30 protein-coding genes are annotated in these 26291 nt (G+C 75.9%); 14 read left to right on the forward strand and 16 right to left on the reverse strand.

What is annotated here, in order from left to right:
• The coding region (locus CS2_RS00970; protein WP_233421020.1) for a polysaccharide deacetylase family protein at positions 1–847 on the reverse strand (847 nt) is incomplete at its 3' end.
• 188 nt (positions 848–1035) lie between these two features.
• Complete coding sequence (locus tag CS2_RS00975) at positions 1036–2058, reverse strand: glycoside hydrolase family 11 protein (RefSeq protein WP_070318499.1); 1023 nt, start codon at positions 2056–2058, stop codon at positions 1036–1038.
• Between the two features lie 316 nt (positions 2059–2374).
• On the opposite strand from CS2_RS00975, the gene CS2_RS00980 reads away from it, so the two are divergent.
• On the forward strand, positions 2375–2665 hold the full coding sequence (locus CS2_RS00980) for a sulfurtransferase TusA family protein (RefSeq protein ID WP_070318500.1): 291 nt from the start codon (positions 2375–2377) through the stop codon (positions 2663–2665).
• Between the two features lie 33 nt (positions 2666–2698).
• Here the strand turns inward: CS2_RS00980 and CS2_RS00985 are convergent, their stop codons facing one another.
• Both CS2_RS00985 and CS2_RS00990 read right to left on the reverse strand, forming a co-directional pair.
• Positions 2699–3067, reverse strand: coding sequence for a DoxX family protein (locus CS2_RS00985; RefSeq protein WP_070318501.1), 369 nt, complete (start codon positions 3065–3067; stop codon positions 2699–2701).
• A complete protein-coding gene (locus CS2_RS00990) occupies positions 3064–3492 on the reverse strand; it encodes a VOC family protein (protein ID WP_070318502.1) in 429 nt (142 codons plus the stop codon). Before CS2_RS00990 ends, CS2_RS00985 begins: the two co-directional genes overlap by 4 nt.
• A 145-nt stretch (positions 3493–3637) precedes the next feature.
• Here CS2_RS00990 and CS2_RS00995 point away from each other — a divergent pair, with 145 nt between their 5' ends.
• Positions 3638–4450 (forward strand): ion transporter, encoded by an 813-nt coding sequence (locus CS2_RS00995; RefSeq protein ID WP_070318503.1) that lies wholly within the window; start codon positions 3638–3640, stop codon positions 4448–4450.
• 116 nt (positions 4451–4566) lie between these two features.
• On the opposite strand, the gene CS2_RS01000 is transcribed toward CS2_RS00995, so the two are convergent.
• Both CS2_RS01000 and CS2_RS01005 read right to left on the reverse strand, forming a co-directional pair.
• The gene (locus CS2_RS01000; RefSeq protein ID WP_217997344.1) at positions 4567–5847 is read right to left on the reverse strand and encodes a calcium:cation antiporter family protein; all 1281 of its coding nucleotides are present in this window, start codon (positions 5845–5847) and stop codon (positions 4567–4569) included.
• A gap of 428 nt (positions 5848–6275) precedes the next feature.
• A complete protein-coding gene (locus tag CS2_RS01005) occupies positions 6276–7127 on the reverse strand; it encodes an SDR family oxidoreductase (RefSeq protein ID WP_070318504.1) in 852 nt (283 codons plus the stop codon).
• 203 nt (positions 7128–7330) lie between these two features.
• On the opposite strand from CS2_RS01005, the gene CS2_RS01010 reads away from it, so the two are divergent.
• The gene (locus CS2_RS01010) at positions 7331–7963 is read left to right on the forward strand and encodes a hypothetical protein (protein WP_070318505.1); all 633 of its coding nucleotides are present in this window, start codon (positions 7331–7333) and stop codon (positions 7961–7963) included.
• Positions 7964–8000: 37 nt separating this feature from the next.
• Here CS2_RS01010 and CS2_RS01015 read toward each other — a convergent pair whose 3' ends face one another.
• Both CS2_RS01015 and CS2_RS01020 read right to left on the reverse strand, forming a co-directional pair.
• Entirely contained in the window at positions 8001–8405 is a 405-nt protein-coding gene (locus tag CS2_RS01015) for a GNAT family N-acetyltransferase (RefSeq protein WP_070318506.1), read from the reverse strand.
• A 65-nt stretch (positions 8406–8470) separates the two neighbouring features.
• Positions 8471–9715 (reverse strand): MFS transporter, encoded by a 1245-nt coding sequence (locus tag CS2_RS01020; RefSeq protein ID WP_070318507.1) that lies wholly within the window; start codon positions 9713–9715, stop codon positions 8471–8473.
• A 100-nt stretch (positions 9716–9815) separates the two neighbouring features.
• Between CS2_RS01020 and CS2_RS01025 the strand changes: the two genes are divergently transcribed.
• From CS2_RS01025 to CS2_RS01035, 3 genes are read left to right on the forward strand one after another with little or no spacing between them, the layout of a single operon-like run.
• Positions 9816–10406 carry a sugar O-acetyltransferase gene (locus CS2_RS01025; protein WP_070318508.1) on the forward strand — a complete coding sequence of 197 codons (591 nt, stop codon included), beginning with the start codon at positions 9816–9818 and terminating at the stop codon, positions 10404–10406.
• Between the two features lie 7 nt (positions 10407–10413).
• The gene (locus CS2_RS01030; protein WP_070318509.1) at positions 10414–10977 is read left to right on the forward strand and encodes a TetR/AcrR family transcriptional regulator; all 564 of its coding nucleotides are present in this window, start codon (positions 10414–10416) and stop codon (positions 10975–10977) included.
• On the forward strand, positions 10974–12416 hold the full coding sequence (locus tag CS2_RS01035) for an MATE family efflux transporter (protein ID WP_082739611.1): 1443 nt from the start codon (positions 10974–10976) through the stop codon (positions 12414–12416). The genes CS2_RS01030 and CS2_RS01035 overlap by 4 nt, the downstream gene beginning before the upstream one ends.
• A 13-nt stretch (positions 12417–12429) precedes the next feature.
• Here the strand turns inward: CS2_RS01035 and CS2_RS01040 are convergent, their stop codons facing one another.
• Positions 12430–13596: an MFS transporter gene (locus CS2_RS01040; protein ID WP_070318510.1), complete on the reverse strand. Its 1167-nt coding sequence runs from the start codon at positions 13594–13596 to the stop codon at positions 12430–12432.
• Positions 13597–13712: 116 nt separating this feature from the next.
• Between CS2_RS01040 and CS2_RS18355 the strand changes: the two genes are divergently transcribed.
• Both CS2_RS18355 and CS2_RS01050 read left to right on the forward strand, forming a co-directional pair.
• On the forward strand, positions 13713–14711 hold the full coding sequence (locus CS2_RS18355) for a GNAT family N-acetyltransferase (protein ID WP_169798609.1): 999 nt from the start codon (positions 13713–13715) through the stop codon (positions 14709–14711).
• Positions 14712–14916: 205 nt separating this feature from the next.
• Positions 14917–15405, forward strand: a complete 489-nt coding sequence (locus tag CS2_RS01050; protein WP_070318511.1) for a hypothetical protein — start codon at positions 14917–14919, stop codon at positions 15403–15405.
• A 115-nt stretch (positions 15406–15520) separates the two neighbouring features.
• On the opposite strand, the gene CS2_RS01055 is transcribed toward CS2_RS01050, so the two are convergent.
• Both CS2_RS01055 and CS2_RS01060 read right to left on the reverse strand, forming a co-directional pair.
• Positions 15521–16015, reverse strand: coding sequence for a DUF4274 domain-containing protein (locus tag CS2_RS01055; RefSeq protein WP_070318512.1), 495 nt, complete (start codon positions 16013–16015; stop codon positions 15521–15523).
• A 95-nt stretch (positions 16016–16110) separates the two neighbouring features.
• Positions 16111–17673 (reverse strand): SDR family NAD(P)-dependent oxidoreductase, encoded by a 1563-nt coding sequence (locus CS2_RS01060; RefSeq protein ID WP_233421021.1) that lies wholly within the window; start codon positions 17671–17673, stop codon positions 16111–16113.
• Positions 17674–17937: 264 nt separating this feature from the next.
• On the opposite strand from CS2_RS01060, the gene CS2_RS01065 reads away from it, so the two are divergent.
• Positions 17938–18423, forward strand: coding sequence for a DinB family protein (locus tag CS2_RS01065; protein WP_233421022.1), 486 nt, complete (start codon positions 17938–17940; stop codon positions 18421–18423).
• Positions 18424–18447: 24 nt separating this feature from the next.
• Here CS2_RS01065 and CS2_RS01070 read toward each other — a convergent pair whose 3' ends face one another.
• Positions 18448–19269: a TspO-related membrane protein gene (locus CS2_RS01070; RefSeq protein ID WP_070318514.1), complete on the reverse strand. Its 822-nt coding sequence runs from the start codon at positions 19267–19269 to the stop codon at positions 18448–18450.
• Between the two features lie 78 nt (positions 19270–19347).
• Between CS2_RS01070 and CS2_RS01075 the strand changes: the two genes are divergently transcribed.
• Both CS2_RS01075 and CS2_RS01080 read left to right on the forward strand, forming a co-directional pair.
• Positions 19348–20151 carry an alpha/beta fold hydrolase gene (locus tag CS2_RS01075; protein ID WP_070318515.1) on the forward strand — a complete coding sequence of 268 codons (804 nt, stop codon included), beginning with the start codon at positions 19348–19350 and terminating at the stop codon, positions 20149–20151.
• Positions 20152–20454: 303 nt separating this feature from the next.
• The gene (locus tag CS2_RS01080) at positions 20455–21042 is read left to right on the forward strand and encodes a hypothetical protein (RefSeq protein ID WP_070318516.1); all 588 of its coding nucleotides are present in this window, start codon (positions 20455–20457) and stop codon (positions 21040–21042) included.
• A 24-nt stretch (positions 21043–21066) separates the two neighbouring features.
• Here CS2_RS01080 and CS2_RS18360 read toward each other — a convergent pair whose 3' ends face one another.
• A complete protein-coding gene (locus CS2_RS18360) occupies positions 21067–21498 on the reverse strand; it encodes a DUF1905 domain-containing protein (protein WP_082739625.1) in 432 nt (143 codons plus the stop codon).
• 59 nt (positions 21499–21557) lie between these two features.
• Complete coding sequence (locus CS2_RS01090; protein WP_070318517.1) at positions 21558–22157, reverse strand: dihydrofolate reductase family protein; 600 nt, start codon at positions 22155–22157, stop codon at positions 21558–21560.
• Positions 22158–22371: 214 nt separating this feature from the next.
• Here CS2_RS01090 and CS2_RS01095 point away from each other — a divergent pair, with 214 nt between their 5' ends.
• On the forward strand, positions 22372–23403 hold the full coding sequence (locus CS2_RS01095) for a nucleoside hydrolase (RefSeq protein ID WP_082739615.1): 1032 nt from the start codon (positions 22372–22374) through the stop codon (positions 23401–23403).
• Positions 23404–23419: 16 nt separating this feature from the next.
• Here CS2_RS01095 and CS2_RS01100 read toward each other — a convergent pair whose 3' ends face one another.
• Complete coding sequence (locus tag CS2_RS01100; protein ID WP_070318519.1) at positions 23420–24211, reverse strand: MerR family transcriptional regulator; 792 nt, start codon at positions 24209–24211, stop codon at positions 23420–23422.
• Positions 24212–24289: 78 nt separating this feature from the next.
• Here CS2_RS01100 and CS2_RS01105 point away from each other — a divergent pair, with 78 nt between their 5' ends.
• On the forward strand, positions 24290–24643 hold the full coding sequence (locus tag CS2_RS01105; RefSeq protein WP_070318520.1) for a nuclear transport factor 2 family protein: 354 nt from the start codon (positions 24290–24292) through the stop codon (positions 24641–24643).
• Between the two features lie 54 nt (positions 24644–24697).
• Here the strand turns inward: CS2_RS01105 and CS2_RS01110 are convergent, their stop codons facing one another.
• Positions 24698–25630 (reverse strand): VanZ family protein, encoded by a 933-nt coding sequence (locus tag CS2_RS01110; RefSeq protein ID WP_070318521.1) that lies wholly within the window; start codon positions 25628–25630, stop codon positions 24698–24700.
• Between the two features lie 124 nt (positions 25631–25754).
• Between CS2_RS01110 and CS2_RS18690 the strand changes: the two genes are divergently transcribed.
• Positions 25755–26027, forward strand: a complete 273-nt coding sequence (locus tag CS2_RS18690; RefSeq protein WP_156441934.1) for a hypothetical protein — start codon at positions 25755–25757, stop codon at positions 26025–26027.
• Positions 26028–26291: the final 264 nt, after the last annotated feature.

Raw genomic sequence — 26291 nt, forward strand, 5'->3', positions numbered from 1 at the left:
GGCCGGTCACGGTGTAGGTGACGTTGAAGCGGTCGCCCCAGCTCTCGCCGCGGGTCCAGCTGACGGTGCAGCCGTTGGTGGTGTTGCTGCCCGAGTCCGTGCCGTTGCCGGTGCCCGGGTTCCCGCCGTTGTCGCCGCCGCCGGGCGTGCCGTTGAGCGGCGCGACGGCCCGGCCCGTGGTCGGGGAGATCTGCCCCGCGCACAGGTTGCGCGCCTGCAGGTCCTGCAGGATCCCCGGGAGGGCCTGCACGGTCGCGCCCGGCCAGTCGTGCATGAGGATCACCTGCCCGGGCTGCAGCCGCTGCGCGGCCTGCCGGATCGCGGACGCCGACGCGTTGTTCCAGTCCGCCGAGTCGACGTCCCACGTCACGACAGTGAGCCCGAGCGACGACGCGACCGAGCGGACCGTCTGGTTGACCTCGCCGTACGGCGGGCGGAACACCTGGGGCGTGACGCCCGCGGTCTGCTGCACGACCTGCTGCGTGCGGGACAGCTGCGACCGCACGTCCGACTCGCTCATGTTCACCAGGTGCGGGTGGTCCCAGCTGTGGTTGCCGATCTGCAGCCCGGCGTTCTTGTACGTCTGCATGAGCGACGCGTTGTTCTGCGCGTTCTGGCCCGTGGGGAAGACGGTCGCCGACGCGCCGTACTGGCGCAGCGTCGAGACGATCTGCGACGTCGTCGCGGCGGTGGGCCCGTCGTCGAACGTCAGCGCGACGTAGCCGGCCGAGCAGGACGCGGCGCTCGCGGTCGGGGCCAGCGCGAGGCCCCCCGCCAGGACGACGCCGACCGTCGCGAGTCCGGACAGCGCACGCAGCGCGCGACGCGGGGAGAGGGTTCGGGACACGGGGGAAGACCTCTTCTCGGGGAGGGGCGCGACGGGTCGCGCACGGGCCAGTACGACGGTGCTGAATCGCCCTCACATGGTGAGAGTGCGATCCGGTCTGGTTGCGGATGGTGCTGGATTGCGCTCTCGCGGGTGGGGCGGGTGCCGGATCGCCCTCTCGCGGCGAGAGGGCGATCCAGCGCCCGGCGTCAGGAGCAGATGCCCCAGGGGATGTAGCTGATGTTCTGGGAGCCCTTGTAGTAGGTGACGCCGAAGCTGTTGGAGCCCGACGGGGTGAAGGTGTTGCCGCTGCGGTTGGCGCCCCAGGCGCTCTGGATGGACTGGCCGGTGTTGGGGTACACCGTCACCGACCAGTTGGACCGGCCGGTCACGGTGTAGGTGACGTTGAAGCGGTCGCCCCAGCTCTCGCCGCGGGTCCAGCTGACGGTGCAGCCGTTGGTGGTGTTGCTGCCCGAGTCGCCGCCGCCGGTGTTGCCGCCGCCGTTGTTCCCGCCGCCGTTGTCGCCGCCGCCCGTGGTCGAGCCGACCGTGATGTTCGACGAGCCGGACGACTGGTACCCCTCGGTCGCGAGGATCTGGTAGTTGTGCGTGCCGAGCTGCATGCCCTTCGACGCCCACGCGTTGAAGTGGTTCTGGGCCGTGATCGTGCCGCCCACGCGCTTGGACTGCCGCACCGACCAGAACTGCTTGAACGTCGAGCTGTTGCCCTCGATCGACGGCGCGTTGTACCGCGTCGTCTCGTAGATGTCGTACGTGCCGCCGTCGGACGTGACGGTGCCCTTGAACGTGCCGGTCGGGCGGTACGTGCCCCACGAGTCGACGATGTAGTACTCGACGAGCGGGCCGGTGGTCCAGCCGTACAGCGTGAGGTACGCGTTGCCGGACGGGTTGAACTGGCCCGAGTAGGAGACGGCGCGGCCGGTGCCCTTCTCCCAGCCCTTGCCGATGACGAAGTTGCCCGTGTTGGACCACTGCGTCGTGTAGTTGCCGCCGTCGTTCAGGTTGGCGGACACCGTGCCGGGCGAGTCGGTCCAGAAGGAGTACCAGTAGCCGCCCTGCGTGCCGGTCTTGTTGCTGTTGACGTACTCGGCGGCCGCCGGCGTGGCGAGCGCGACCGTGCCGGCGAGCAGCGCCGCCGAGGCGACGGCGCTCACGGCGGAGCGGAACGACCGGCGCTGACGGCGCCGAGCCGGGACGAAAGTATCGGACATCTCGCGACTCCTTTGTGCGTGCGATCCGGAGGGCCGGGGGAGGGTGGCTGCGCCTGCGCTGCGGTCCGGCAGGTGCGGGTGGCCGCCCCGGGCGGTGCCACGCGGGACGTCGTCGACCCGCGTGGATACCGTTATCGAGCGAGTCTGCAACGTGGGAGCGCGACCGCCGCGCCCCGTTCGGGCGATGAAGCGTTTCAGTCGGGAGCGTGCGGCGTCGTCGCCGACGCACGCCGGTGAGGAGCGCGGAGACGTCCGACGTGCTCGAAAGTTGCGAGCCACGTGCGGGGTAGTGCCCGCACACGACTACCGTCGTCCCGTGGCGGAGCACGCAGGCGTCGTGACGATCGACGGCGGGGACCTGGGCTGCGCGCGCCTCCTGCTGCTGCTGCGCGACCGCGTCACGACGCTCGCCCCCGGCACGGTCGTGCACCTCGTCACCACCGACCCCGTGGCACCCGTCGACCTGCCGGTGTGGTGCCACATGACCGGGCACGTGTACCGCGGCGTCGTCGCCGGGCCCGACGACCGACCGACCTACGCGGTCGAGGTCGCGGAGCGTCCCGCGGCTACCGACGCGCGGCACCCGTGGCGGCTGGGCCAGGGCTGACGGTTCGTCGTCGCGCCGCCGGCCCCGCGCCCGTCAGCCCAGGACGACGACGAACCCCAGCACGGCGCTCACGACGCTGACCGCCAGCAGCGCGACCGCCGGGCCCACCGGCTCGCGCCGCCGCACGTGCACCACGACCGCCCCGACCATCGTCACCGCGAGCGCCGTCGCCGCGACCGGGGCCAGCACCGGTGCGATCCCGGTCGCGAGCGGCAGCACGAGGCCGAGCGCCCCGAGCAGCTCCGCGAGGCCGACGAGCTTGACCGCGGCGGGCGAGAAGTCCTCGACCCACGCGAGCCCCGACGTGCGCAGCGCCTCGCGCGGGCGCACGAGCTTCATGACGCCGGCGCCCGCGAACGCGAGCGCGAGCAGGCCGTTCACGATCCAGAGCGCGACGGTCACGGGGTCTCCTCGGGGTGGGCGGTGGCGGGGGTGCTCGCGACGAGCTCGACCTCGAACCCCTGCGCGTCCTCCAGGTAGGCCGCGTAGTGGTCCGGGCCGCCCGCCCACGGGTGCCGGTCGGCGAACATCAGGGACCAGCCGTGCGCGAGGGCCTCGGCGGTCAACGCGTCCACGTCGGCGGGGGTGCCCGCGTGGAACGCGAGGTGGTTGAGCCCGGGGCGGCGCCGCTCGTGCGCGCCCGCGACGACGTCGGGCCCCGCCTCCAGCACGACGTACGTGCCGCCGCGGCGCCACGTGCCGCCCGTCGGCCACGCGTCGTCGCGCGCGTACCCCAGGCGCTCGAGCAGCCACCCGAGCGAGGTGGTGGCCGTCTCGAGGTCGGCCACCCACAGCTCGACGTGGTGCAGGGCCCCGGTCTCGCTCACGAGGTCAGTGTGCCGCGTCCGTCGGCGAGCCCGACGTCCCCGTCCGGCGCGGCTCGTGCCGTCCGGGTGTCCGCCGGGCGTCGGGCGGACGCCGGGCCTGGGGGCGTCACGGGTGCGCCCTGCCGGGTCGTTACCCTCGGTGGCCATGCCGACCGATCCGCGCGCCCGCGTGCGCCGCCTCGTCGAGGCCCGACCGTTCCAGCGCGCCATCATCGGCCTCATCGTGCTCAACGCGGTCGTGCTGGGCCTGGAGACGTTCCCGCGCGTGATGGCCACGGCAGGACCCGTGCTGGAGACCGTCAACCACGTGGTCGTCGGCGTGTTCGTCGTCGAGGTCGTGCTGCGCATCTACGCGGACGGGCGGGCGTTCTTCCGTGACCCGTGGAGCCTGTTCGACCTGTTCGTGGTCGTGGTCGCGCTGATCCCCGCGAGCGCGGGGTCCGAGGTGCTGCGCGTGCTGCGGCTGCTGCGCGTGCTGCGCCTGCTGTCGACCGTCCGCTCGATGCGCATGGTGATCTCGGCGCTCGCGACAGCGGTGCCCGGCATCGCCGCGATCGGCGGGCTGCTGGTGATGGTGGTCTACGTGTTCGCGGTGAGCGCGTCGACGCTGTTCGCCGCCGAGGCGCCGGAGGCCTTCGGCGACCTGTCCCGGTCGGTGACGTCGCTGTTCCGCATCATGGTCGCCGACGGCTGGGCCGACATCGCGGTGCCGATCGCCGAGCGGCAGGCGTGGGCGTGGGCGTACTTCATCGGGTTCACGGTCGTGTCGACGTTCGTCGTGCTCAATCTGTTCGTCGCCGTCACGGTCGAGGCCATGAACCGCAGGCATGACGAGGAGCGCGAGCCCGGCCCCGACGCGGACGCCCGGGTGCTCGCCGAGGTCGTCGCGCTGCGCGCGCAGCTCACTCGGCTCGAGGAGCGGCTCGCGACGACCCCGGCGCCGCGGGACGGTGCCTGAGCCGGTCGCCGTCGTCCGTCGTCGGGCGCGCCGTCCCGGCGTGCGGCGTCGGTGCGGGCGGTGGTGCCGGACGTCTCCGCGCTCGGGAGCCGCCGGCACCGTGCGGCGGGCGGGCGTCAGTCCCCGTGCGCGGGAGCCTCGTCGACCGCGCTGCGGAACGGTGCCGTGAGGGTCGGCAGCAGGTGCCGGCGGTGGTAGGTCGCCGCGGCCGCCGCGATCACCAGGTAGACGCCCGCGAGGACCAGCCGCCCGTGCGTGCCGGTGACCGGGAACTGCACCGCGAACAGGGCGAGCAGCGCCCACGCCGACCAGCGCGGGAACCGCAGCGCGAGCAGCACGGCGATCCCCATGAGGGTCTGCGCCGCGGTCAGCAGCATCTCCTCGGTCTGGCGGGCGTCGAGCACGAGGCTCGCGGTGCCGCCGCCGGCGAGGTACGCGATCGGCAGCGACCCGACCAGCAGGGTCCACTGGTTGATCTTCGAGGAGATGAGCGTCGCGATCGCCGCGGTGCCCTTGCCGCGCCACGCGAACAGCACGGCGACGATGAACTCCGGAGCCTCCGAGGCGAGCGGCGCGAGCCACTGCACCAGCAGGAACTCGTCGACGCCCAGGCGTGTGCCGGACGCGACCAGCGACTCCGCGAACGGTTCCGCGGACGCGAGGATCACGCCGGCGGCGAGCACGAACAGCGCGACGACGGTGATGCGGCGCGCCCGCCGGGGGAGCGCCCCGACGGCGGCGGCGGTGCCGATCAGGTCGGGCTCCTCGGCCTCGCCGCGCGTGAGGCGGACCATGTAGAACGCGAACCACGCGATGAGCGCGAGGCCCAGCACCAGGTGGATGTGCCCGGTGGCGGGGATGACGAACGCGACGAGCCCCGCGACCAGCAGGAAGCCGAGCTCCAGGCGGTTGCCCTGGTCGAGCGCGAGCTCGCGCACCGGCGCTCCGGTGGTGCGGGAGGCGACGAACAGCGCGACGAGCACGACGAGCGGCCAGCCCAGGCCCAGCAGCAGGCGGTTGGAGCCCGTCATGTTGGCCGCCGCGTACTGCACGTACGTGGGGTCGCTGCCCGCGGTGTAGGCGTAGTACAGGTCGACGGCGTACTCGGGGAGCACCGCGATGAGCGCGAGCACGGCGATCGCCAGCCCGCCGGACACGTCGACCTGCGCGGCCTCGGCCGCCCACGCGAGCACGAACGATGCCGCGACGACCGCCACGCCGAACACGGCGAGCTGCACGAGCGGGTCGAGGTGCGCGCCCGAGGCGCGCAGCACGAGCGCGGGCAGCACGAGGGCGACCGCGATCGTGGCGGACCGGGCGAGCGTGCGTACGGCGGCGCGGTCCACCACGCGCGAGGGCGAGCCGGGCGGCGCGGCGTTGTCGAGGGGTGTCTGCACGGTGCTGCCTCCACGTCGGGCGTGGTCGGGCCGTGCGACGGTCAGGGGTCGACGGCCTCGACCAGCGGTGTCCACTGGTCGAAGGTCTCGTCCACCGTCGTGGCGCGGTGACCGGGCGTCACCGCCAGCATGTCGACCACCGCTGCCGGCCTCGCGGCCGACCGGACTACTCCCCTTCGCGACCGCCACGCTAGGCGAGGCGTGGGACCGGGCGGAAGTGCGGGGCCTGTGAGGCTGATCTCGGAAAATCCGGGTGCCTGACCTGCGAAGACGAGGTTTCGGCGACCCGTGCTCCCGGTCGCCGGACGACCACCGCGCGGCACCTCGGAGACACGGTGCGGGGAGTTGCGGCGGCCTGGTGACCGCGTCGCCGCACACCACGTCGAGCGTCGGCGGCGGAGGCCGACGCCGGGCCGCTCGGACCTCGCTCAGCCCTCGCGCAGCACGTCCGCGAACGTGATCGGCGGCGCTCCGGTCACGTCCTCGACGTCCTGCGTGACCTGCGCCATGACGTCGCTCGCGATCGCCGTGTACGTCGACACCCACGCGTCGACCTGCCAGTCCGGGGCGCCGTAGGACGCGCGCGACGCGTACGCCTCGTCGAGCGTCTCGTCGACGAAGCGCACCGGGCGCCCGCGCACGTCGGAGATGACGCGCGCGACGTCGGCGAGCGTGAGCGCCTCGGGGCCCGTGAGGTCGTACGTGCGGCCCGCGTGCGGTGCCGGGTCCCGCAGCACGGTCGCGGCGACCCGTGCGACGTCCGCGCGGGCGACGAACGCGCAGCGCCCGTCACCGGCCGGGCCGCGCAGCGCACCGTCGGCGCCGACGAAGTCCTCGAGCACGTCGAGGTAGAACGTGTCCCGCAGGAACGTCCACGCGACGCCCGACGCGCGCAGGTGCTGCTCGGTCGTGAAGTGGTCCCGCGCGAGCGTGAACGTCGCGTCCGGCGAGGCCGCCGCGAACGACGTGTAGACGATGTGCCGCACGCCCGCCGCGGCGGCGGCGTCGACGAAGGCCACGTGCTCCGCGACGCGCGTCGCGCTCTCCGACGCCGAGACCATGAGCAGCGCGTCCACGCCGCGCAGCGCGTCGGTGCACAGCGCTCGGTCGGCGTAGTCGACGCGGGCCACCTCCGCCGGCCGGGCCAGGTGCGGGAGACGTGCGCTCGTGGGGTCGCGGACCAGCAGCCGCTGCGTCGCGCCGGCCTCGTCGAGCAGCCGCGCGACGCGCGCGCCGACCTGCCCGGTCGCCCCGGTGACGCCGATCGTGACCGTGCCCATGGTGCCTCCTGCGCGTGCCGCGTGGTCGCCGTCCATCCTCGCGCCGCACGGACGGCGGGGCCACCGGCGCCGGTGCCGGTGGCGGTCCCGCGGGGCGGTCCCCGGGCGCGGGCGTGGGCGGGTTGCCGGTAACGTCACGGTCCGCAGACGCGCCCGCCCACCCCCTCGCCGCGCGTCGCGCCCGTCCCCCGAGGAGCTCGTCCATGAGGATCGTCCGCACCGGCGTCGCGCTGGCCCTGCTCGGTGCGCTGGGGCTGACCGCGTGCTCGTCGGGGGCGTCGGGCACGGGGTCGCCGGGCACGGCCGCGCCCGTGGCCGACGCGGTGACGACGCCGGCCGCCCAGCCGACGCTCGCGCCCGTGGCCCAGGCGCCCGAGGAGTGGCGGACCCTGCCGCTGGGCCCGGTCGTGCTCGACGTCCCGGGCGGGTTCGAGATGGTGCAGGAGCCGGGCGACGACGACGCGCGGACCGCGTCGTGGGTCGTGCGGCGCGGCGACCAGGACGGCGCGCGGGCCGCGATCTCCGTCGCGCGGGACACCGACCCGACGCGCACGCCGGCGCAGAGCGCGCAGGCCGCGCTGCGCTCGGAGGAGTCGCAGCGCGGCGCGCACGACGGCGAGCGCACGCCCCTGACGTGGCCGGGCGTGCAGGACGCCGCGCACCTGAGCTACCTGCAGGACGTGCTGGTCGGCAGCCGCACGGTCGAGCACCGCGCCGAGTGGGTCTACGCCGACCTGCCGGACGGCTCGCAGGTGGCGGTCGGGGTGGTGGCGCCCGTCGAGATGTTCGACGAGCTCGACCTGCACGAGGTCCTGGAGACCTGGCGCCCCGCGTGACGGGGTCCGCGCGCCACCGAGGCGCGGGCGGTCCGCGTCAGACGAGCCGGACCAGCCCGGCGGCGGTCGGTCGCAGCCCGCACGCGTCCTCGTAGAACGCCACGAGGTGCGGCTCGTCGTCGGCGTGCACCCAGCGGCACCCGGCGGCGCGCGCCTGCTCGACCGCGGCGGCGACGAGCGCACGGCCGACCCCGCGCCCCCGCACGTCGGGTGCGACGCACGTGTCGAGGAGGATCGCGTGCACGCCGCCGTCGCCGACGACGTTGACGAAGCCGACGAGCCGGCCGTCGTGCCGCGCGGTGACCCAGGTGAGGCTGTGCTGCGCGAGGCGGCGACCCCAGGGCGTGGCGCCCGGGTCGTGCCCGAACGCGGTCGCGTGCAGGGCCTCGAGCTCGGCGTCGGTCAGCGCGCCGCGGACGTGCAGCGTGGGGGCGGGGTCCATCACGTCATCCTGCCTGCGACGTCACGTCGACTCCCGTGCGACCGGCCCCACGGCCCGCCGTGGGCTCAGGGTGCGGCGGCCGGCCCGGCGGGGACGACGGGCGTCGCGTCGTCGTCCCGCGGCGCACCCGCGACGAGCACGCGCCCGACGCCCGCCACGACGACGCCGGCCGCGACGACGGCGAGCAGCGCGACGCGCAGGCTCGCGGCGTCCGCGACGACGCCGACCAGGGTCGGGGACACGAGGAACCCGACGCGCAGCAGCCAGCTGACCACGGTGAGCCCGACGCCCGCGGGCAGCCCGGGCAGCTCGTCGGCGGTGTGCATGACGGCCGGGACGAGCGTCGCGACGCCGAGCCCGGCGAGCGCGAACCCGACGAGCGTGGTCGTGAGCGACGGCACCGCGAGCGCCAGGCCCATGCCGCCGGCGATGAGCACGCCGCCGACCCGGGCGACGCGTCGCTGGCCGAACCGGTCGACGACGCGGTCGCCCGTGAGGCGTCCGACCGTCATGGCGACCTGCAGCGCGACGAACGCGAGGCCCGCGGCGGCGGCGCCGGTGCCGACCTCGCCGCGCAGGTACAGCGCGCCCCACGACGAGCCGGCGTCCTCGACGAACGCGGCGGCGGCCGCGAGCACGCCGAGCGCCGCGAGCAGCGCGACGGTGCGCCCGGCGACGTGCCGTAGCGAGCGCGCGCCGGGGTGCTCGTCGGCGGGGGCGGCGTCGCGCTCGGCGTCCTCGGGGCCGCGGAGCAGGAACCGGTGGGCGACGACGGCGACGACGCTGAAGACGACGGACGTGACGGCGACGTGCAGCGGCAGCGGGACGTCGAGGCCCGCGGCGACGGAGCCGAGCAGGCCGCCGAGCACGGCGCCGACGCTCCACAGGCCGTGGAACGCGTTGACGATGGACCGCCCGTAGAGGCGCTGGACGCGGAACCCGTGGGCGTTCTGCGCGACGTCGACGACCGCGTCGAGCGCGCCGGCGAGCAGGAACAGCCCGGCGAGCGCGAACCAGCTGCCGGACAGCGGGATGACGGCGACGGCGGCGGCGAGCGCGACGAGCCCGAACGACGCGACGGCGGCGGACCCGAGCAGGCGGATGAGCAGCGGTGCGAGCAGCCCGGCGAGCAGCGCGCCGAGCGGCATCGCGGCGATGGCGGTGCCGAGCGCGGCGTTGCTGAGCCCCAGGCCGTCCTTGACCTCGGGCAGGCGGGGCACGAGGTTGGCGTAGAGCACGGCGTTGACGAGGAAGACGGCCGAGACGGCGACGCGCGCGCGGCGGGCGGTGCGCGTGACGGGGGCGGGCATGGGGCTCCGGGTGGTCGTCGACGGGAGGTCGGGGGGGCGGGCGCGCGGTGCTCGACGCCGATGCGGTCGAGCGTACGCATCGATGTGTACGATCGTCCACATGACGACGCGCGACCACTTCGGCGACGACCCGCGCACGAACCGCGAGCGCATGCTCGCGGGCGACCTGTACATCGCCGACGACCCCGAGAACGAGCGCCTCGCGCGCCGCGCGTTCGCGCTCGCCGACGCCTGCTACCGCGCGACCGTCGCCGGCGACGACGAGGCCGCCCGGCAGGCGCTCACCGAGCTGCTCGGGTCGCTCGGCGAGGGCGCGTACGTCAAGCCGCCGCTCGCCGTGGACTACGGCGAGAACGTCCACGTCGGCGCGCGCACGTTCGTCAACTCGAACCTCACGGCGCTCGACGTCGCGCGCATCACGATCGGCGAGGACTGCCAGATCGGCCCGAACGTCCAGCTGCTCACGCCGACGCACCCCGTCGACCCGCAGCCCCGCCGCGACAAGCTCGAGGCCGCGCTGCCCATCGTGCTGGGCGACAACGTGTGGCTCGGCGGCGGAGTCATCGTCTGCCCGGGCGTGACCATCGGCGACAACACGGTCGTCGGCGCCGGGTCCGTGGTCGTGCGCGACCTGCCCGCGAACGTCGTCGCCGTGGGCAACCCCGCGCGCGTCGTCCGCGAGATCGCCTAGGCCCCGCGTGGCCGAGCGGCGTGCCCGACGGCACGACCCCCAGCGGCGCGACCGCATCGTCGAGGCGTGCCTGCGGGTGATCGGCGAGGTCGGCGTGGCCGGCGCCTCGACGCGCCGCATCGCCGCCGCGGCCGACGTCCCCCTCGGGTCGATCACCTACCACTTCGACGACGTCGACGCGCTGCTGCGCGAGGCGTTCGAGCGCTTCACCCGGCGCGTCAGCGACCGGTTCGAGCACGCGATGGCCGCCGCGCCCGACCGCGCCGCGGCCCGCGACGCCGTGATCGCGCTCATCAGCGTCGACGTGCTCACCGACCCGCACGAGCTCGTGCTCACCCACGAGCTCTACACGCTCGCCGCACGCGACCCCGGCTTCCGGCGGCTCACGCACGACTGGATGTCACGCAGCCGCCGCGCGCTCGAGCGGCACGTGGACCCGCAGACCGCACGCCTGCTCGACGCGCTCATCGAGGGCATGACGATCCACCGCGCGCTCGACACCGAGCCGCCCGACCCGTCCGACGTCGCGGTCGCCGTCGACCGCGTGCTCGCGGGTGCACCGTCGCCGTGACCAGCGGCGCGGCGCCCGGCGCGACCACCGGCGCGACACCCGGCCCGGCGGACGACGCCACGGCCGGCCGCACCGCCGGCCCCGACGCGGGAGAGAGGGTCGCCGCGACGACCGCGCTCGGCACACGACCTGTCGGGCGGCTGCTGTGGCACGCGTGCACGCAGACCACGCTCTCGGTGGGCGTGTACGGCGTCTACGCGCTCACCAACGCGTGGTTCGTGGCACGCGGCGTCGGGCCGACGGCGGTCGCGGCCGTCAACCTCGTCGCGCCGCTGCTGCTCGCGCTCGGGGCGCTCGCGACCGCGCTCGGCGTCGGTGCCGCGTCGGTCGTGTCGCGGCGGCTCGGCGCGGGCGACCCCGCCGGAGCGGCACGCGCCACCGGCAACGCGTTCACGGTGTTCTGGCTCGCGGCCCTGACCACGACCGGCGTCGGGCTGACGTTCCTCGACCCGCTGCTGCACGCCCTCGGCGCGCGCGGCGCGACCCTGCCGTACGCGCGTGACTACGCCGTGGTCGTGCTCGCGGGGGCGGTCGTCTCCACAGGGTTCTCGAGCCTCGTGCGCGCCGAGGGGCGTCTGCGGTTCTCGGTGCTGCTGTGGGTCCTGCCGGTCGTCGTGCAGATCGTGCTCGACCCGCTGCTGATCTACGGCGCGGGGCTCGGCGTGCGGGGAGCCGCGCTCGGCACGGTCGGCGGTCAGGCCGTGTCGGCGGCCATGAGCGTGTGGTTCTTCTTCCTGCAGCGCGGCCGCCCGTACCGCGTCCGCGCCGCCGACCTGCGCCCGCACGCGCCGACCGTCGGCACGCTGCTGGGCATCGGGTCGCCGTCGTTCCTCGCGGGCGCGGGCACGACGCTGCTCGTCGTCGTGGTGAACACGGGTCTGTCCCGCGCCGCCGGTGCCGCCGCGCTCGCGGCGTACGCGATCTGCGCGCGCGTCCAGACGTTCGTGCAGATGCCGCAGCTCGGCATCAGCCAGGGCATGCAGCCCGTCGTCGGGTACAACGCGGGCGCGGGACTCACGGCGCGGACGTGGCGCGCGCGTGTGCTGACGCTGCGCGCGACCCTGCTGTACGGGCTGCTCGCGGGTGCCGCGACGGCCGCGCTCGCCGAGCCCGTGGTCGCGGCGTTCGTCGACGCGGGGCCGACGCGGACCGCGGCGGTCGACGCGCTGCGCGTGCTCGCGGTCGGGTTCGCCGCGGCGGGTGTGTCCCCGCTGGTCGCGGCGTACTTCCAGGCGCTCGGCCGGCCGCGTCCGGCCTACCTGCTCACGCTCGGCACGCTCGTGGTGGTGAAGGTGCCGCTGGTGCTCGGGCTCGGAGCGGTCGGGCCGGCGGGCACGTGGGTCGCGCTCGCGGCGGGCGAGGTGGTCGGGGCCGTCGTCGCGCTGGTCGTGCTGCGGCTGCGCGACCCGCTGCGGCGCGTGGTCGACGAGCCGGTGTGACGCGTCCTGGCGGTCAGGCCCGCCCGACCCGCCACGCGACGCCGACCTGCACGGCCGCCAGCGCGGTGAGCACCAGCAGCGCCGGACGCCACGACCCGGTCGCCTCGGTGAGCACCCCCGCTGCGACGGGCCCGGCGGCCGCGAGCAGGTACCCGAGCGACTGCGCCATGCCGGACAGCCGTGCCGTCTCGCGCTGGTCCCGCCCGCGCAGCGCGACGAGCGACAGCGCGACCACGAGCGCGGCCCCCTGCCCGAGCCCTGCGACGACGACCCACAGCACCACGAGGTCGGGCGCGAGCAGCAGCCCCAGCAGCGCGACGAGCGCGGGAGCGCTCGCGGCGACCGCGCCGAGGCGCTCGTCGGGGCCGCGGTGCAGCAGCGCGGGGACCACGAGCCCCCCGACGATCCCGAGGCCCTGGTAGACGAACAGGTGCACGCCCGCGGTCGTCGCCGTCACGCCCTGCGTGACCTCCACGGTCGGCAGCCACGTGACCAGCACGTAGAACACCGTGGACTGCAGGCCCATGAACGCCGTGAGCCACCACGCGGTGCCCTGCCGCCACACGCTCGTCACCGGGGCCGCGTGCGGGTCGACGACGTGCGACGCGGGGGGCCGGGCCCGCCACGCGCGCGGCGCCCACACGGCGGCCACGAGCACCACGAGCCCCGCGGACGACGCGAGCGCGACCCGCCAGCTCGTGGCGTCCGCGAGCGGAACCGCGAGCGCCGACGCGGTCGCCGCGGCCCCCACGATGCACGCGGTGTACACGCCCGTCGCGAGCGAGACGCGCCGGGCGAAGTCCCGCTTGACCAGGGCGGGGACGAGCACGTTGCCGACCGCGATCGCCACGCCGATCACGGCGGTCGCGAGCCACAGCCCGGCGGTGCCGGTGAAGGGGCGTGCGAGCGTCGCGACGCCCAGCGCGAGCAGCGCCGCGAGGATCGCGCGCTCGGGGCCCGTGCGCTCCGACAGCCGGTGCACGAGCGGCGACGCGGCCGCGAAGGCCAGCAGCGGCAGCGTGCCGAGCAGACCCTGCGCGCCCTCGCCGAGCCCGAGGTCGGGGCCGAGCTGCGGCAGCAGCGGGCCCACGGCCGTCAGCGCGGGGCGCAGGCACAGCGCGACGAGGAAGACGGTCGCGGGTGCGAGGGTGCGGACGAGCGTGCGCTCGGTGGTGCTCATGCGGGGCGGCTCGTTCCGGTGTGCGCGACGGGGTGCCGCACCTTCCTACACCCGCCCCGGCGCGGCGCCTGCCCCCTCGGCGCGGGACGGTGTGTGGCACGCGTCATGATGGGCCGGTGGACGGCTCGACAGTCATCGAGGACCCGCCCGTGCTGACGGACGGCGTCGTGACGCTGCGCTGCCTCACGGCCGACGACGTCGACGCGCTGCTCGCGGGCGAGGACGACGACCAGGTCCGCTGGCTGAGCGAGGGCCACCGCTCCGAGCGCCCGCCCACCACCGCGTGGGTCGCGCAGAACCGCGCGCAGTGGCGCGACGGCGGGCCGCGGCGGCACCTCGGTGTGCTCGACGCCGCGACGGGCGAGCTCGCGGGCACGGTCGAGGCCCACCTCGCGCTGCCGGACCTGCCGCGCGGCACGGCGAACGTGTCCTACGCGGTCCTGCCCGCGTGGCGCGGGCGCGGCTACGCGGTGCGCGCCGTGCGCCTGCTGCGCCGCTGGCTCGCCGAGCGCACCGACGCCACGAGCGCCGTGCTGCGCGTCGACGCCGCGAACGTCCCGTCGCTGCGGGTCGCGCGCGACGCCGGCTGCCTGCCGCCCGAGCCCGGGCCCGACGGGCTGCTGCACCACGTGCTGCCGTTGCGTGAGCCCGCGCGGGTCGTGCTGGTGTGCGGGCCCGCCGGCTCCGGCAAGTCGACCCACGCGGCGCGGCTCGCGCGCGCGGGCTGGGCGCACCTCGCGTTCGACGCCGCCGCGTGGGCGGCCGGGCACCGCGAGCACCCGCTCCCGGCCGACGTCGCGGCACGCGTCCACGAGGACCTGCGGGCCCGTCTCGTGGGCCTCGTGGGCGACGGCGTGGACGTCGTCGTCGACACGTCGTTCTGGTCGCGTGCCTCACGCGCGTCGTACCGCGCGCTGCTCGCGCCGCTCGGGGTCGTGCCCGTCACGCACCACCTCGTCACGCCCCGCGCCGAGGTGCTGCGACGCCTGGCGGCGCGCACGGGCGCCGGCCCCGACGACGTCGTCGTGCCGCCGGACCGCGCCGCCGTCTACCTCGATGGCTTCGAGGACCCGACGCCCGACGAGGGCCCGCTGGTCCGCGTCCCGCCCGCCTGACCCACCTCGCCCGACCCGCCCCCGTCGCGACGGACAGCGGTACGGCACGACGGACACGAGCGTGCGGCTATCCGTCGTGCCGTGGGCCTGTCCGTCGAGGTGGTGGCGGGGCGGCGCCCTCCGGGGCGCGGCGGGGTGCGGACCGGGGGCGGTACCGTGGCGCGCGCCGAACCGACGGCGGCGTGCGCCGAACCGGAGGAGACCCGTGACCGAGCCGACACCGACGGACGCGCCTGCCGACGGCACGCCGCCGACCGCCGACGCGTCCCGCACCGCCGACGCGCCTCGTCCGGCCGACGCGCCGCAGCGCACCGGCACCGCGTGCCTCGAGATCCACGTGCTGCCGTGGAGGCGACGCACGCGGATGGTCGACTTCGGGCCCATCGGCGGCATCCCGTCGGTCGACGACGACGTCCTCGGACCCGTCGTCGCGACGCTGTTCACGGTGCTGGGGATCCTGTTCACCGTCGTCGTGGTCGGGTCGGTCGTGCTCGTGCTGCTCGAGCTGTGGGTGCTGCTCGCGCTCGCGGTCCTGCTGCTGCTCGCGCGGTTCGTCGGGCTGCTGCCGTGGGTCGTCGACCCCGCGACCGGCGGTCCGCGCGAGCGCTACCGCTGGCTGCCGAACGCCGTGCGCCGCGTGCGCGCGCTCAACGGCGGCGGCCGGGTCCGCGTCCGCTGGTCCTGGGTCGGTTGACGACGCCCGGGCGGCCGCGCGGTCGGTGAGGCGGTCCGCCGCCCGCCGACGCGTCGGTCCGCCCCCCGGCTGTGCGGCGGTGCGGCACCTCACCGTGCGGTGCGGGAGGGTGAGGTCAGGCGTCGCGCAGGGCCGTCCAGCGCAGGTGCACGTCGAGCGGCAGACCGTCCTCGGTGCCCGCGTCGTCGACGAGCTCGCCGGGCACCGCGCGGCGCATGGCGTCCGGCACGGGCCGCGACACGGGTGCGCCGTAGTCGTCGGTCCAGTCGATCTCGTCGTCGTCGGTCGGGTCGAACGCGATGCCGTGGTCGGCCCAGAACCCGGCGGCGTACCGGTCCTCGATCGTGCGCAGCAGCGCGTACGTGCCCTGCTCGTCCTCGGGCACGTCCTCGACGCGGGCGTAGCGCGCGTAGTAGCTCGCGCCGAGGATCCAGTACGCGCTCAGCGCGGTCGCCCGGTCCGTCGTCGGGTCGTCGAGCACGGCGCGCACCAGGTGCTCGCCGCGGTCGTAGTCCGCGCGCCGCACGAACGTGTGGCGCTGCTGCGGGGTCGCCGCGGCGAGGAACTCGCGCAGGAACTGGTCCGGGTCGTCGGTCGCGGGGGAGCTCACCCGGCGATGCTAGACGCCCGCCCCGAGCCGTGCCCGTGGCCGGCCGCAGCCCGTGCCACCCACCCTGCCACCCGCCTCGCCGGTCACCCCGCGACTCACCAGGCGGCGCGCGCGTAGTCCTTGAGGAAGCACCCGTACAGGTCCTCGCCGGCCTCGCCCCGCACGATCGGGTCGTAGACGCGCGCGGCGCCGTCCACCAGGTCGAGCGGGGCGTGGAACCCCTCCTCGGCGAGGCGCACCTTGGTGTGGTGCGGGCGCTCGTCGGTGATCCAGCCCGTGTCGACGGCGGTCATGAGGATGCCGTCCTGCTCGAGCATCTGCGCCGCGCTCGTGCGGGTCAGCATGTTGAGCGCGGCCTTGCTCATGTTGGTGTGCGGGTGGCCGGGACCCTTGTACCCGCGCGAGAACACGCCCTCCATGGCCGACACGTTGACGACGTACGTGCGGCGCGCGGGCGACGCCGCGAGGGCGGGCCGCAGCCGGCTGATGAGGATGAACGGCGCCGTCTGGTTGCACAGCTGCACCTCGAGCAGCTCCATCGGGTCGACCTGCTCGACCGTCGCGACCCACGAGTTGCTCTCGGCGACGTCGGGGATGAGCCCGCCCGCGTCGATCGACGTGCCCGCGACGAGCCGCTCGAGGCTCGCGGCCTGCGCCGTGAGCGACTGCTCGACGAGCTCCTGCGCGTCCCGCGCGGCGCGCTCGATCGCGAGCGCGGGGCTCGTCAGGTCGCTCACCGACCCGGCGAGCGCGCGCGGGTGGGCGTCGCTCGTGTGCCCGAACGCGGTGATCATGCGGTCCCCGTCGTCCGGCAGCGGGGACAGCTCGGCGTCGACGAGCCGCGAGTACGCGCCGGGGGATCGCCGTACGGTCTGCGCGGCGTTGTTGATGAGCACGTCGAGCGGACCCTGCGCGGCGACGTGGTCGGCGAGCTGCACCACCTGCGCGGGGTCGCGCAGGTCGATCCCGACGACGTGCAGCCGGTCCATCCAGTCCGCGGAGTCCTCCATGGCGCCGAAGCGGCGCACCGCGTCCCGCGGGAACCGGGTCGTGATGGTGAGGTCGGCGCCGTCACGCAGCAGCCGCAGCGCGATGTACATGCCGATCTTGGCGCGCCCACCCGTGAGCAGCGCCCGCCGCCCGGTGAGGTCGGTGCGCGCGTCGCGCTTGGCGTGGTGCAGCGCCGCGCAGGCGGGGCAGAGCTGGTGGTAGAACGCGTCGACCACCGTGTAGTCCTGCTTGCAGACGTAGCAGGGGCGCGCGCGCAGCAGCGTCCCCGCCGTCGCGCCCGTCGCGTTCGACGTCAGCGCGATGCCGCGCGTCTCGTCGTCGATGCGGCCCGGGCTGCCGGTCGCGGTCGCGGCGACCACGGCCGCGTCGGCCTCGGCGATCGAGCGGCGCCGCTCGAGCCGGCGGTGCTTCTTCGCGGCCTTGAACAGCGCCGAGGCGGCGCGGCGGGCGACCGCGTGCTGCGGGTGGTCCTGCGGCAGCGCCGCGACCTGGTCGGCGACCCGCAGGAACGTCGCGAGGTCGGCGGGGTCGACGCCGGGGAGCGTGCCGTCGGGCGGGGTGGCGTCGGGCACGCTGCCGTCGGCGGTCGCGTCGTCGTCGGTCGTCGCGGCGGGGTGCCCCGCGGGGGCCGTGGTGTCCGCGCTCATGCGCCGTCCGTCCTGCGTGGGGAAGGGCCCGTCCGGTCACCGGGGCCCGGAAGATCGTACGCGCTGCCCCCGCGTTGCCCCCGGCACGAGCGCCCGTCCTCGCACCGCTCGCGCGCGCCTGCGTGCTCCAGTCGTCGACGGACAGCCCGACGGTCCCACGGACACCGGCGCGCGCGTGCCCGTGGGACCGGGGCGCTGTCCGTCGGTGGCCGGGGTGGGGCATGGCTACGGTGGTTCGTCGCGTCCGACCGAAGGAGGCCCGCCTTGCCCACCTCGCCCGTGTCGTCGCCGGCGTCGTCGTCCGAGCGGACGCTGCTCGAGACGTTCCTCGACGGCTGCCGGACCGCGCTCCCGGCCACGCTCGACGGCCTCGACGAGGAGCAGGTCCGGCGTCGGCTGGTGCCGTCGCGGACCACCCTGCTGGGGCTGCTCAAGCACCTGACGTACGTCGAGGCGTTCTGGTTCCAGCACGCCGTCACGGGGGCGTCGCTGCGCGACCTGGGTGTGGCCTCGACGCCCGACCGCTCGTTCGTGCTGCGGAAGGACGACTCGGCGGCCTCGCTGCGCGCCGCGCACGCGGCGGTGGTCGAGGCGTCCCGCGCGGCCGTGGCGGGGCGTCCGTTCGACGAGGTCGTCACGGGTCGCGGGCGGCCCGTCAGCGTCCGGTTCGTGCACCTGCAGGTGCTCAAGGAGTACGCGCAGCACACCGGCCACGCCGACATCCTGCGCGAGCAGCTGCTCGCGGGCTGACGGGCACCGGCCGGGGCGGACCCCTCAGCGGCGGCGCGCGACGAGCGTCGTGACGACCGGGGCGAGCAGCGCGACGGCCGACGCGACGAACGCGGCGTTCGCGACGGTCGCGTCGACGAGCGGGCCGTTGGTGCGGCCCAGGCCGATCCATGCCAGGCCCCACGCCATCGCCAGGCCGATCGGCAGCGCGACCGCGGGCCGCACGCGCGCGAACACGGCGTACGCGACGGACAGCGCCGCGCCCGCGGCGAGCACGACCACGGACCACGTCGTGGCGCCCAGGCCGAGCTCGCCGATCTCGGCCACCGTGAGGAACGCGGCGACGTTCGCGAGCGTCGCGACGCTCACCCACCCCAGGTACAGGCCGGTCGTCACGTCGGTCACCGCCGACGGCAGCGCCGCGGTGTGCGACGTACGGACCAGCCGCACGAGCACGACGGACAGCACGACGACCAGCGCGACGATGACGAGCACGCTGCCGCCCACCGACCCGGCCTGCACGACGCCGATCCACAGGGCGTTGAGCAGCATCGACGCGAGCAGCCACCACGACACGGCCCGCAGCCGCGCGTCGGACGCGTACCGCGGCAGCGCCTGCACGACCGCGAACACCAGGAGCGCGGTGTAGATGACGGACCAGATCGAGAACGCGGGGGTGTCCGGCGCGAGCGGGGTCGCGCTCGCGGACAGCGCGCCGCCCGCGGCGTCGGCGGTCGACTGCCCGCCGAACGCGCCCGACCCGTACGCCGCACCGAGCGCGGCGACGAGCGACCCGACGAGGACGACGACCTGCCGGACCCGGTCGCGGGTCGTGGCGGTCCCGGTGGTGGCGGTGAGGGAGGTCATGCCCCCAGCGTGCACTTCCTCAGCCTGCTGAGCATCTTGAACGCCCGCCCGGCTCCGCGGCCTGCCTAGGCTCGTGCCGTGACCACCCCCGCGCCCGTCCCCCTGGCCTCGACCGTCGTCGGCGACACCGGTGCCCCGGTCGTCTTCCTGCACGGCCTGTTCGGGCAGGGGCGCAACTTCACGCAGATCGCGAAGGCCCTCGCGCCGGACGCGCGGTCGCTGCTGGTCGACCTGCCGAACCACGGGCGTTCGGCGTGGACCGAGCGGTTCGACTACCTCGAGGTCGCCGACGCGGTCGCGGCGCACCTGCGCGGCGGGTTCGCGGCCGACGGCCCCGTGCACGTCGTGGGGCACTCGATGGGCGGCAAGGTCGCGATGGTCCTGGCGCTGCGCCACCCCGACGTCGTCGACCGGCTCGTCGTCGCGGACATCTCCCCGACCGCGCGTGGCTCGCTCGGGGAGTTCGAGCACCTGCTGGACAGCCTCGCGGCGCTCGACCTGCCGTCGCTGACGCGCCGCTCCGACGCCGACGACGCGCTCGCGCAGCGCGTCGACGACCCGCGCGTGCGCGGGTTCCTGCTGCAGAACCTGCGCGCCGACGGCGACACGTTCCGGTGGCAGGCGAACCTCGCGCTGCTGCGCCGCGACCTGCGCGCGATCGGCGGCTTCCCCGACCTGGGCGACGCGGTCGACGACGGCCCCGTGCTGTGGGTCGCCGGCGAGCGGTCCGACTACGTGCGCCCCGAGGACGGCCCGACGATGCGCCGGTACTTCCCGCGCACGACGCTCGTGACGATCAAGGGCGCCGGGCACTGGGTGCACTCGGAGCAGCCCGCGGCGTTCGTGTCGGTGCTGCGCACGTTCCTCGAGCTCGGGGCCTGACGGCGGCGACACCGTCGTCGGTCGCCCCGACGCACGCTTCGGGGCGACCGAAGACGGTGTCGGTGTGCGTCGGGGGCGACGGACGACGGTGTCGGTGTGCGTCTCGGTGGTCGGCGCCCTCCTCGGTCTGCGAGCCGTCATCGGTCGGCCCCCGGTCGCGGCTCGGCGGCGGCCTTCGCCTCGCGGCTCCCGAGGCGCGGGACCCGGGCGACCCGGGCCGCGCGTGGCCCGGCCGCGCGCGGGGTCGTCGTTCCCGGGACGTGCGCCGCCGTGCGGCACTACCGTGCAGACGTGCCTCGACGCGTGCGTGCCACCCTCCCGTCGGTCGTGCTGCTGACCGCGCTGCTCACCGCGCCGGTGCTCACGTCGTGCGCGGGTCTGCGCGCGGCGGACCCGACCGGCGCCGACGACGCCCGCACGGGCGGCGGGTCGACCGCCGACGTCGACGCGCGTCTCGCAGGGGCGGGCGTCGCGCGCGACCTCGTGCGCGTCACGGACGTCGACGGCTTCACCGTGGCGACGCAGTCCGTCGGGGTGTCGGGTGACGACGGCTTCGGCGCGTTCCTGGTCGGTCCCGACGGGGCGCAGCTGCTGCTGCGGACGTCGCGCGCCGCCGACCCGACCGTGGTCGCGTGCGACGACCTGACCGACGACGGCGCCGACACGCTGCGGTGCGGGGTCGAGCACGAGGGCGTGCACGTCACGCTCGAGGGCGACGGGGTCGACGCGGCGACGCTGCGCGCGGCTGGTGCGGCCGTCCGGGTGCCGAGCGGCCGCGAGCTCGCCGCGCTCGTCGTGGACCTGCCCGACCTCGGCGACCAGCCGGTCGAGCGCGGCGACCTGCCCCCGGGCGACGGCGCTCCGCGCAACGACGTCGGCGAGGGCGGCTGACCCGGGCCGACCGGGCGCCGCGGATCAGTCGGCGGACGGGGCCGTGCTCGCGGCCGGGTCGAAGTAGTCGTCGTCGTCCGCGGCGTCGTGGTGCGGTGCGGGCGGGCGCGCAGCAGCGGGCGCGCGGTCGTGCGTGACGTCGTCGTCCGCGTCGTGCTCCCGGGCGTCCGGGTCCTCGACGACCACGACGAGCGTGACGTCGTCGCCCAGCTCGACGCCCTCGGCGCGGCGGGCCGCGACCTTGAGCGGCACGAGGAACCCGCCGTCCTTCGGGAAGATCGACGTCGTGAACGTGGTCGCGCCCAGCCTGACGGTCGCGGGGACGCAGCCCCACCCGTAGGTCACGCGCGACGCGACCACCCGCAGCCGCTCGGCCTCGGGCCCGGGCAGCGCGACGAAGTGGTGCGGCGCGGGCCCGCGCCACCACACGACCTCACCCGAGAACCGCAGCTCCACGGCACCGAGCATGGCAGCGCCCGCCCACAGCCCGCCCGCCCACAGCCCGCACGGCCCCGTCAGCCCGCGGCGGCCGTGCGGCGCACGTGCGGGCGGTACGTGAGCTCGAGCGTGCGGCCGTCGAGCACGCGCGAGTCGAGCAGGTCGAGGTCGAGGTCGGGGGCGCCGCCGAGCACGGGGTCGGTGCCGGTCACACCCGTGACCACGGGGAACACGGTCACCTGCACGCGGTCGACCAGCCCCGCGGCGAGCAGCGCGCGGTTGAGCGACAGGCTGCCGTGCGAGCGCAGCGGCACGTCCGACTCCTCCTTGAGGCGCGCGACCACGTCCACCGCGGCGCCCGTCGCGACCGTCGCGTCGGGCCAGTCCAACGGGCCCGCGAGCGACGACGACACGACCGTCGCGGGCTGCGCGCGCATGAGCCCCACCCACGCGTCGAGCGCCTCCGACGGCACGGTCGCGGCCCCGAGCATCGCGACGAACTCGCGGAACGTCGTCGCCCCGAACACCATGCGCGTCGGCGCGGCGTACAGCGCGCGGCGCCGCTCCAGCAGCTCGGGTCCCTGCTTGCCCCAGTAGCCGCCCCAGTCGCCCGGTGCGCGGAACGAGCCGAACCCGTCGAGGCTCGTGAAGACGTCGTAGGTGTAGGTCGCGGTCACCTGGTGGCTCCTCGGTCGTGGTGGGCGGTGGTGTCGTGGTGGGCGACGGTGCAGACCGGGCCGGGGTGCGGGACTCGTCGGGAGGGAGGCGCGCGGATCGCACGCGGTGCGTCCGGCACGACGCCGCGCGCCCGTGCGCGGCCGGCCGCGACGGCGCGGGTAGCGTCGCCGGGGTCGACGCGACGTCGCGTCGACGCGCACGGAGGGTGGCATCGTGGCACGAGTCCCGACCGATCGGTTCGTCGCGCGCGGCCTGCCGCGCTGGCGGCTCGGCGAGCACCCGTGGCTGGCCGACGCGCCGCCCGTGCCGCCGCGGGCGCGCGTGATCGTCGACAACGACTTCGCGGGCGACCCCGACGACCTGTTCCAGCTGGTGCACCACGTGCTGTCGCCCGCGGTCGAGATCCCGCTGGTCGTGTCGTCGCACCTGCGCCGCGACGCGCCGGGCCCCGCGACGACCGCGACCGACGGGCTGCGCGTGGTCGAGGACCTGTGCGCGCGCCTGGGGCTCGACGCGGCCGACCGCCTGGTGGCCGGCGCCGAGGAGCCGCTCGTGGACGTGCGCACGCCGCGCGCGTCGGCGGCGGTCGACGCGATCGTCGCCGAGGCGCTGCGGGACGACCCGCGGCCGCTGTTCTACGCCGCGGGCGGCGGGCTGACGGACCTCGCGTCGGCGTACCTGCGGCACCCGGAGATCGCGCGCCGGCTCGTGGTCGTGTGGATCGGCGGGTTCGAGCACGATCCGCTGCCGTGGCTCGACGCGTCGGCGCCCGTGACGGCCGAGTACAACCTGTCGACCGACGTCGCCGCCGCGCAGGTCGTGTTCGACGCGCCCGACCTCGAGGTGTGGCAGGTGCCGCGCAGCACGTACCGCACGTGCGTCATGTCGGACGCCGAGATGCGGGTGCGCGTGCGCGGCACCGGGCCGCTCGGGCGGCACCTGTACGACGAGGTGCGCGCCGAGATGGTCAAGCACGCGCACCTGCGGCCGCAGGCCGAGGCGTACGTGCTCGGCGACTCGCCGCTCGTGCTGCTCACGGCGCTCGCGGACTTCTGGGAGGCGGGGCCGTCGTCGTGCGAGCACGTTCTCGTGCCGAAGCCCGCGCTCCGCGACGACGGCCGGTACGCGCCACGACCCGACGCGCCGCCGATGCGCGTCTACGGGCGCGTCGACGTGCGTCTCATGCACGAGGACCTGCACGCCAAGCTCGTGCTGTTCGAGCGGTGGCGGGCCGGGGCTGCGTAGCGCGCGACCCCGCGCGTCACTCCGCGACGCGGAACACGGGCCACCCGACCTCGGTGCGCCACGCGGCGGGGTCGGGCGTGTCCCGCGGCCCGACGACGTACGTCTCGCGCACCGGGCCGGCGACGGCGAGCGCGTTCTCGACGACCCACGCGCCGAGCGCGCCGTACGTGACGTCGACGTCGTCGTGCGGGCCGGCGTGCGTGGTGACCGCGAGCTCGACGGCGGGGAGCGTCGTGGCGTGCACGCGCCCCACGGGCGCCGCGAGGTCGACCGGCCGGTAGACGAGCGCGTGCCCGCGGCCGTCCTCGAACAGCGCGTTGTCGTACAGGCCGCCCGGCGTCCCGGCGGTGCCGACGACCGCGTCGAGCTCGGCCATCGCGCCCGCGTACCAGGCGGTGACGGCGTCGTGCGTGACGTGCCCGCCGACCGCGGCGACGGGGGTCGCGGGGACGGCGCGCAGCTCGACCGCGAGCGGCGCGGGCGCGGGCGCCAGCAGCCGGCGCAGCGACGCGACGGCGGTGCGGGTGCGGTCCAGCTCGTCCTCGAGGCGGGCCAGGTGATCGGCGACGAGCGCGGCGCGGTCCGCCGGGTCGGTCGCGTCGAGGATCCGCCGGACGTCGGCGAGCGGCACGTCGAGCTCGCGCAGCCGGTGCACGACCTGCGCGGTCGGGATCTGCTCGGGCCCGTAGGACCGGTAGCCGGTGAGGTCGTCGACCGCCGCCGGCTCGAGGATCCCCGCCTCGTGGTAGCGCCGCAGCGTGCGCACGCTCAGGTGGGTCAGCCGGGAGAACTCGCCGATGGTCAGCACGGCACCATCGTCCCCCCTCCCGCGGGGGGAGACCCGCGCGCTTGACCCTCCCGCGGCGCGACGCCGCAGCCTCGGGGCATGACGACACCGACCAGCATCGCGACCACCGACCTGCCCGCGACCGTGCGGGACTACCTCGCCGCCCACACGGCGCGCGACACCGACGCCGCCCTCGCGGCGTTCGCCCCGACGGCCGTGGTCGTCGACGACGGGCACACCTACCGCGGCACCGACGAGGTCCGCGGGTTCCTCGCCGACGCGGGCTCCGAGTTCACGTACACGACCGACCTGGTCGCCGCGCAGCGCGTCGACGCCGACCGCTGGACCGCGACGCTGCACCTCGAGGGCGACTTCCCCGGGGGCGTCATCGACCTGGTGTACCGGTTCGTGCTGGCCGACGACCGGATCGCGGAGCTCGTCATCGCGCCGTGACGCCGCACCGCGGGCCGGGGCGCGGCGACGTGTCCCCGGCCCGCGCGAGCCGCGCTACCGCCGCACGGCCCACACCAGCAGGTGCGTGCCGTCCACGGGGTGCAGCTCGACCCCGGGCTCGAGGCCGCGCTCGACGTCGTACGGCTGGGCCGCGCCGACCTCCCACGTGCCGTCGGGCTGCTCGGACGTCAGCGCGGGGCCCGTCGCGACGTCGTGCGCCACGGCCGTCGCGGTGTCGCCGGACAGCACGCACACCGACCCGTCGGTGCCCGCGTAGACGCTCGCACCGCCCGGGAGGGTCGTGACGTCCCCGACGGGGGCCTCGTCGCACGCGAAGGCGGGCGTGGGCAGCGGCGGCTCGCCCAGCGGGAACGTCGCCGTGCCGGCCCACGCGACCAGCGCGAGCGCGGCGACGCCCGGCAGCAGGCGCCGCGGCTCGGGCAGCGTCGCGCGCCGCGCGACGAGCAGCCCGAGGCCCGTGATCGCCAGGCCGAGGACGCCGCCGATCGTGTTGAGCAGGATGTCGTTGACGTCGAACGCGCGCCACGCCCACCCGACGGACGCGGACACGACCAGCTGGACCGTCTCGATCGTGACCGTCACGGCGAGGCACGTGAGCACGAGCGCCTCGTAGCGCCACCGCACGACGAGCGGCAGCAGCACGCCCAGCGGCAGCGTCATGAGCACGTTGCGCTGCGCCTCCCAGCCGCCGAGCAGGTCGGGGGCGCGCAGCGTGAGGTCCCAGCTCGGCCCGTCGCCGTGCGGCACCTGCTCGAACGGCAGCGGCAGGAACGCCGCGGCCGCGAGCACCACGAGGTAGAAGCCGAACATCACGGTCGCGACGAGGCGGACGCGCGGTGCGCGGTGCGGGCGGTCGGTGGCGCGGCGCGCGGTCGGGGTGCTCGACGCGGCGGACGAGGCCGGCGCGGTGGACGGGCTCGACGCGGTGGTCGGTTCGGGGCGCTGCTCGACGGGCTGCAGGGTCACGGCACCAGCCTGGCGCGCTGACCTGCGTCGGCGCGTCCGCCGGGAGCCGGATCATGCCTCCACCCCTGGTCGGAGGCGGGCGCGCTCAGGCCTCGCCGCTGGGGAGGCTGTGCGAGGTGTCGTAGTGACCGCGGCGGCGGCCTCGGCATCGCTGGCGGCGCACAGCCGGATGAGCACGTCGTGCTGGCTGACGGACGCGCGGCCGTCGATCGAGCCGAACCGCAGCATCTCGGCGCGGCGGATCACGGGCGTGAACTGCTCGCCGCCCCCGACCCCGCGAGCGACGGCCCGGCGAGAGCCGGCGTGGTTCGACCCGCCGGCGGTCCCCCAGGCTGAGCGCAACGACTTGTTGGCGCTGCACTGGGTTCGTGGCCAGGTGGCCGGAGAGCACCGGTGAGCGTCGCCGTGCCGGCGCCGACGACGCGCGGCGTGGGCCCGCTGGCAGGCCACGGTCGTGGCCGCGATCGGCGCCGTGATCCCGACCGTTCTGGCGGCCCAGAGCATGACGTCGCTGGCCGTCGACGTGCTCGGCTTCCTCGTGCTGGCCGCTGCGGCGCTGGCGGCTTCCTCGAACTCGCGCTCGTCTCGTCGGCGCTGCTGGCGCGCGCCGCGACCCTGGCCGGGCGGCCCGGCGGCGCCGACGCCGTCGCGGTGTGGGTCG

It is taken from the genome of Cellulomonas iranensis NBRC 101100 = JCM 18110 (genome assembly GCF_001552375.1).
In the GTDB taxonomy this organism is placed as follows: domain Bacteria; phylum Actinomycetota; class Actinomycetes; order Actinomycetales; family Cellulomonadaceae; genus Cellulomonas; species Cellulomonas iranensis.